The following is a 7,296-nucleotide window of genomic DNA, read 5'->3' on the forward strand; positions in this document are numbered from 1 at the left end:
AAATGCGCCTTGGTATTCACGTAAAGCGGACGCCAATACTTGCTTTGAGTCGATGTCTAGATGGTTGTCCGGTTCATCAAGCAATAGAAGCGGGGTGTCTTGTTTGTGGCTAACGATCAACATCGCCAGTTTCATTTTTTCACCACCACTTAAATGAGACACTTTTCGGTATACGGAGTCTCGCCTGAACCCTATTCCAGCGAGCAAGGTTCGTGCGTCACTTTCTGTTAACCCAAAGCTGTGTGTCATCAAACTATCGAATATGGTGTCGTTGGTGTCTAACAGGCCAAAATGTTGATCCAAGTATACGGTCGCCCCTAAGCGCTTAATGGATCCGATATAGTTCGAGTGCTGGCCATGAATGGCTTTTAACAGAGTCGATTTTCCGCACCCGTTAGCCCCGGTTAGATAGCATCGTTCGCCTTGTGATAGAGATAAGCTAATAGGAACACCAGAACCAAAATTTAGGCGACACTCTTCAACGGTTAATAGTGAGTGTTTTTTAGTAGCATTCGCTTGTTGTAGGTACAACGCTTGCGGCTTCAGTTGCTCTTGCTGTTCTTTAAGAGATTGAAGCTTATGTTGGTTTTGATCCTTTAAGTTCTTGTGGCTTGTTGCCGATGCGCCTTGGGTTCGCCCTGCTTTATCTTTCATGGCATCCAATAATATCTTGGGTTGGCTACCTGATTTTCGGAGTCGGTTACCTTGAGCCTCACGTTGTTGAGCTTTTTCCTTGTTAATCTGAGCTTGGCGCTCGAGTCGTTTCTTTTCCGATTGATGATGCGTTATCTGCTTGTCCAGTGCTTCACTTTGACTCGACATTTGCGTGAAGTAATCATCGTAGTTTCCTTTGTAGAAACGTAATCCCAAACTGTTGAGATGATAGATCCCTTCCATGTGTCTCAATAAGCTTCGATCGTGACTGACGACAAGCACTTTTCCTTCAAATAACTGGCACTGTTCTAGTAACCAATTACGCCCGTCGCTATCCAAATGGTTTGTCGGTTCGTCGAGAATCAGTACGTCGTAGTTTGATACGAATAAGCGATGAAGCTGCAATAGGGATAGCTGCCCGCCGCTCAATGTATGGCACGGTGTGGTTAACCCACTGGTTATTTTCAATGTGGCTAAAAGTTGCTTTGTGTTCGCTTGTAAATCCCAATCCTCGCCAACGATATTGAAGTGCTGAAGTTCGCAGCTGCCTTGTTCTATGGCATGTAATGCGTCTAACTTTTCGGTGAGCCCCAAGAAGTCAGCAATGCTGGTTGTGCTATCCAATAGCTTTGAAGGCAACTGGGAGTAAAAGCCGATCGAGCCTTGTTTGGAAATGCTGCCTGATGTGGGTTGTGTTTGCCCGACCAGTAACGAAAGCAGTAGTGACTTTCCCGCCCCATTTCTTCCGACTAAGCCTGTCAGGCGACTGCTCAAACTAAAGGTGATGTCTTTGAATAACCACTCACCAGTATCGAGCTGGAATGAGAGATTGTTGGCTAATATAGTAGGCATAAAAATACCTCCCTTTACGTGTAAACGAGTAAAAGGGGTGAGGCGCTTTTCTACATAGACTCCAACATAGGAGTCTAAGAATAGATCACCAAGACGTTACTTAGGTAGATGACCAATCAAAGATAGAAAAGCTGCGCTGAGACAATTTCTGTCTTTGAGGTACAGTTCTGCAAGATACATGTTGTCAAAATACGGATCTTTAAGAACTTGATTTGTCGCGAAAATAGATGACGAAGTAACGCCCACTAACCCCGAGTGTCCAAATGATTTTTATAAAAATAAATCGGATGTCAGGATGTTAGTACTTCATTATGGCGTTATTCTCTTTTGAAATGATGGTGTGATGTTACTGAAAGAGGGGGCTTAAAGTCAATATGGTGATGTGATTAAAATGTATCCAAATAATTAAAGCGCCTCATGCCTATATATAGATATAACCATGAGGCGCTTTAGAGTGTTCTTTGAAAGCAAGAGCTTCAAATAATGTGCAAATTACAGGTTTTGTCCGCCGACAGCTCGCCAACACATGTCAAAGCTATCGCTGATGTACTTGCCTGACTGCTCTGGAGGTAACTCATTCTGCTCAATCAACCAGTTTGCACAAATCAAAAAATGGCTGTGGATGAAGTGCCTAACAAGGTTGATGTCTAACACCATCAGCTCACCAGTTTCTTGTCCTTTCAAAATGATCTCGTCTAACGATGCGAACATCTTTGAAACAATCACTTCTCGAGTTTGAGTCGTCGGGTCGAAATGAACATTGGTGAAGAACTTCATCGCAACTGGATTTTCTAACGCCCATTCAAGCCCTGTAATCCACATGAACTTAAAGGCTTGGTAGCGATCTTGTTCAGCGATTTCTGTGTGCTGGTCAAGGGTAGAAAATAGCTCTATTTTCAGTTCACGAAACAGTTCATCAATCAGTAGAGATTTGTTCTCAAAGTGATGGAACAGCGTTGCCTTTGCCACACCTGCCGTTTTCGCTATTTGTCCGGTAGATGTGCCCTCTAGCCCTTGCTGAGAGAAGAGCAGGAGCGCAGCATCTAGGATTTTTTGCCTTTTCGTAATCATCTATTTAGTACTTTGAACAGAATCTTTTTAATTGGGTTGTTGTAAGGAGGGTGCATTAACTTGGTGAAGTTAATTTTACCTCTACTTAGAACGGTTTTAGCATGACTAAAGGTCTTAAAGCCTTCAATGCCATGGTAGTGTCCCATGCCTGAAGGGCCTATACCACCGAACGGCGCGTCTTCTGCAGCCACATGCACCAAAGAATCATTAATACACACGCCGCCAGAGTGCGTGCTCGATAAGATTAGATCTTGAGTCTGCTTATCATGACTCATCAGGTACAAAGCAAGCGGACGTTCTCTTGTTGTGATGTAGCTGATCGCTTCTTCAATAGAATCATAAGGAACGATAGGCAGTACGGGGCCAAACAACTCTTCTTGCATTGCGAGCATGTCGTCGTTCACTTCGGTTAGAAGGTGTGGCGTCATTCTGTGGTTCACATCGTCTTGTGCTTGCTCGGTGACAGTGTGAACAACTGCGCCTTTAGATTGAGCATCTGTAATCACTCCCTTCAAACGATTGTATTGACGCATATCGATCACTGAAGTTAAGTCTTTGCTCTCAATGCCTGCTTTATACAGCTTTTTGAAGTACAGCTTATAAGCTGTGATGAACGCGTCGACTTTTTCTCGTGGTAATAAGATGTAATCGGGCGCCACGCAAATCTGGCCAGCGTTCAAGCTTTTTGCAAACAGGATGCGTTCAACGGCGTCAGCCACATCAAAGTCGGGAGCAATAATCGTTGGAGACTTGCCGCCCAATTCCAAGGTTACAGGCGTTAAGTTATCGGCTGCTGCTCTCATGACGTGCTTACCCACAGAGGTCGAGCCAGTAAATAGAATATGGTCAAACGGGAGCTGGCTAAATTTAGCGGAAACGTCAGCTTCGCCTTCGATAATCGCGACTTGATCTTCACTAAAGCCTTCGGCCAGCATAGCTTTTAAAACTCGGTTGGTCACTGGAGTGAACTCAGACATCTTGAGCATTGCAGTATTACCTGCCGCCAGCGCCGTGATGAGAGGACCTAAAGAGAGCATCACCGGGAAGTTCCAAGGAACAATGATACCGACAACACCAACTGGTTGATAATGAATCGTGATCTTCGCGGGTGTCAGCATTAAGCCTGCTTTTCTGCGAGATGGCTTCAACCATTTCTTAAGGTTCTTCAGGCTGTAATTGATCTGGTGAAGAGAAGGGGTGATATCAGCAATCAAGCTGTCGTGTTTTGCTCGATGGCCATAATCTTCAGATACTGCCTCAATCAACTGCTCTTGATAGCGCATTAGCAACGCTTTTAATTCTGAGAGGTTTTTTCTTCTCTGCTCAAGCGTTGGATTAACATTACAGCGGTAGTGATCTTTTTGTCGGTTGAACATTTGATCCATGTCGTTGATGCTCGACGTGTTTGGTTCAAGGTCTAGATTATGGCTCATAGTATCCCCTAAATTCGAAAGCTGACCGATTGGTTGGTCGGTTGAAATTACAAGAATATCCAACCAAATACAAGATATGCGCGAGAAAAGTTCAAAAATTGAGCGGTTACAACATTGAAGTGAGCGAGTTTTAGTAGGAAGAACGAAGTGTTTATAGGTATCGAATCACGGGATACAAGTTGTGTTTGTGATAGCGAGAGTTCAGATTGGGAAGTGCGCATATTTGTCACAACCCTGACTTAACTTGACCAGGTTAGCTAAGAATTTTATGTGTCTTTGGTATTTTATTCACCTGATTCTTTGTTAGAAAGTGCTTTAAATCTAATGCGCTTCAGCCTGTTTTTTGGCCTAAAACCTTGTAATACCTTACCTGTCACTTTAAGTCGGGTCGACGATAAAAAAACGTAATCGTAACCACAAATATCAATGGTTGGACTCACTCTTAATAATATCGGTTAATGCAGCCAACAAATCGTTTTCGAACGTTTTTTGTTGGGTTATACCTCGCTATTCCAATGAGGTATCTTCTGTCGATGGCCCTATAGTGTGAGGTCTCTAGAATTGGAAAATTCGGTTAATTTGGAACGCATCCGTGCTGAGTATAATGTAAAGCACTGGAGCCAAGGTTTTTATGGAATTGATGATAATGGTGAGGTGTATGTATCACCGAGCGAAACCGATCATCAAGTTCCGCTAAGTCAGATCGTAAAACAGTTAGAGCAGAGAAATATTGGTTTGCCTGCTCTTGTGCGTTTTCCTCAAATAGTGCATCAACGTGTGCACAATATCTGTAACGCATTCAACCAAGCGATCGACGAATATCAGTACGATAACCGTTACCTACTTGTTTACCCGATTAAAGTTAACCAACAGAAAGAAGTGGTTGACGAGATCTTAGCGAGCCAAGCTCAATTAGAGCAGAAGCAGCTTGGTTTAGAGGCGGGCAGCAAGCCTGAACTATTAGCGGTATTGGCACTGGCTCAAAAAGCGAGCTCTGTGATCGTGTGTAACGGTTACAAAGACAGAGAATACATCCGTCTTGCGCTTATTGGCGAAAAGCTAGGCCACAAAGTATTTATCGTTCTAGAGAAGTTGTCAGAGCTTGATCTTGTCCTTTCTGAAGCAAAAGCGCTTGGCGTGAAACCTCGTTTAGGTCTACGCATTCGTCTTGCATCTCAAGGTGCAGGTAAATGGCAAGCAAGTGGTGGTGAGAAGTCGAAATTCGGTTTGTCTGCATCACAAGTATTGACCGTTATTGAACGCTTGAAAGCAGAAGATCAACTGGATGTTCTAGAGCTCGTGCACTTCCACCTTGGCTCGCAAATGGCGAATATTCGTGATGTACGAAATGGTGTGAGTGAAGCGGCTCGTTTTTACTGTGAACTGCGTGATATAGGTGCTCAACTGAAGTTCTTAGACGTTGGTGGCGGTTTGGCGGTCGATTACGACGGCACACGTAGCCAGTCTTCAAACTCAATGAACTACGGCTTGCTTGAGTACGCTCGCAACATCGTAATGACAGTAGGGGATATTTGTAAGCTCTACAATCAGCCGCAACCTGTGATCATTTCTGAATCTGGTCGTTCGTTGACTGCGCATCACGCTGTGCTTGTTACTAACGTGATCGGTACAGAAAGCTATTCTCCGGAAGATATGGCTGCGCCTGAAGCTGACGCACCAATGTTGCTAAACAACATGTGGAAGAATTTCTTAGAGCTAGATGCGGGTAATGATGACCGCGCGCTGATTGAGATCTACAACGACACGCAAAGTGATATCGCAGAAGCACACAACCAATTTGCGACGGGTATGCTGAATCTTCAGCACCGTGCTTGGGCAGAGCAGATGTCTTTGCGTATTAACTACGAACTTAGCTCTCGTATGAGTACTAAGAACCGTTACCACCGTCCTATTTTGGATGAGTTGAGCGAGCGTTTGGCTGATAAGTTTTTCGTGAACTTCTCGCTGTTCCAATCTTTACCAGATGCTTGGGGTATTGATCAGGTATTCCCTGTATTACCTCTAAGTGGTTTGGATAATGCGGATGAGCGACGCGCTGTAGTACTGGATATCACCTGTGATTCTGACGGTACGATTGACCAGTATGTTGATGGCCAAGGTATTGAAACGACTCTGCCAGTTCCTGCATGGAACCCAGATGAACCATACCTGATGGGCTTTTTCTTAGTAGGCGCATACCAAGAGATCTTGGGTGATATGCATAACCTATTTGGTGATACCCACAGTGTAGTGGTGAATGTTGATGAAAGTGGTCAAGCGAATATCGACTACATCAATGAAGGCGATACGGTTGAAGACATGATGCGTTATGTTCACATTGATACGGATCTGATTCGTCAGAACTACAAAGATTTGGTCACGGCAAAAGTACCAGCACAAGAGCAGCAAAGCGTACTTGAAGAGTTAGAGCAAGGCTTGATGGGTTACACCTATCTTGAGGATTTTTAATGAACGATCTATTTACCAAACCAGATTACTCGCTGTACTCCAACGCGATGACTTTTATGCGTCGTCCATTGGTACAGAACCCAATTGATAACGATGCTGATGTGGTTGTGTTGGGCGCGCCGTTAGATATGGCGACGTCGGGTCGTCCGGGTGCTCGTATGGGGCCTGATGCGATTCGTCGTGCGTCTGTAAACTTGGCGTGGGAAGGCAAAAAATTTCCTTGGGACTTCAATGTATTTGAACACACCTCGGTGATTGATGCTGGCGATCTTGTGTTTGATTGCGGTGATGCAGAAGACTTAACTCAGCGTCTAGAAGCAGCCGCTGATGCGATTCTAAACAGCGGTAAAACACTGTTAGGGTTAGGTGGCGATCACTTCATTACATTGCCTTTGCTAAGAGCATACGGCAAGAAGTACGGTGAAATGGCTCTGATTCATTTTGACGCGCACACTGATACTTACAGTCAGGGTAGTCGTTACGATCACGGTACTATGTTCTACCATGCGCCAAATGAAGGGTTAATCTCGCCTGAGCATTCTGTGCAAATAGGTATTCGTACAGAGTATAAGCAGGAAGGTCATGGCTTTAATGTTATCAATGCGATGCAAGCGAATGACATGAGCGTGGATGAGATCATTGCTCAAGTGAAAGGCATTGTTGGTGATAAGCCAGTTTACCTAACGTTTGATATCGATTGTCTGGATCCTGCTTTTGCGCCGGGTACTGGGACGCCTGTGTGTGGTGGTTTGAATTCAGATAAAGTGCTCAAAATCATTCGTGGCTTACAGGGTATCAACATGGTTGGTATGGACGT

The 7,296-nt window shown here is 44.4% G+C and carries 5 protein-coding genes; 2 read left to right on the forward strand and 3 right to left on the reverse strand.

What is annotated here, in order from left to right:
- The 3 genes from AB4496_RS12925 to AB4496_RS12935 all read right to left on the reverse strand — a co-directional run.
- Window positions 1-1,506: ATP-binding cassette domain-containing protein (locus AB4496_RS12925; RefSeq protein WP_372131097.1), on the reverse strand; the 1,506-nt coding region annotated here is incomplete at its 3' end.
- Window positions 1,507-1,998: 492 nt separating this feature from the next.
- Window positions 1,999-2,577, reverse strand: a complete 579-nt coding sequence (locus AB4496_RS12930; protein ID WP_065103388.1) for a TetR/AcrR family transcriptional regulator — start codon at window positions 2,575-2,577, stop codon at window positions 1,999-2,001.
- Window positions 2,574-4,010, reverse strand: coding sequence for a coniferyl aldehyde dehydrogenase (locus AB4496_RS12935; protein ID WP_102257337.1), 1,437 nt, complete (start codon window positions 4,008-4,010; stop codon window positions 2,574-2,576). The genes AB4496_RS12930 and AB4496_RS12935 overlap by 4 nt, the downstream gene beginning before the upstream one ends.
- Before the next feature lie 561 nt (window positions 4,011-4,571).
- Between AB4496_RS12935 and speA the strand changes: the two genes are divergently transcribed.
- A complete protein-coding gene (gene speA, locus AB4496_RS12940; RefSeq protein ID WP_102257374.1) occupies window positions 4,572-6,479 on the forward strand; it encodes an arginine decarboxylase in 1,908 nt (635 codons plus the stop codon).
- A partial coding sequence (gene speB, locus AB4496_RS12945) for an agmatinase (protein WP_372131099.1) occupies window positions 6,479-7,296 on the forward strand: 818 nt, incomplete at its 3' end. The genes speA and speB, both read left to right, overlap by 1 nt.

This window comes from Vibrio sp. 10N.222.46.A1 (genome assembly GCF_041473595.1).
GTDB classification, from domain to species: domain Bacteria; phylum Pseudomonadota; class Gammaproteobacteria; order Enterobacterales; family Vibrionaceae; genus Vibrio; species Vibrio tasmaniensis_A.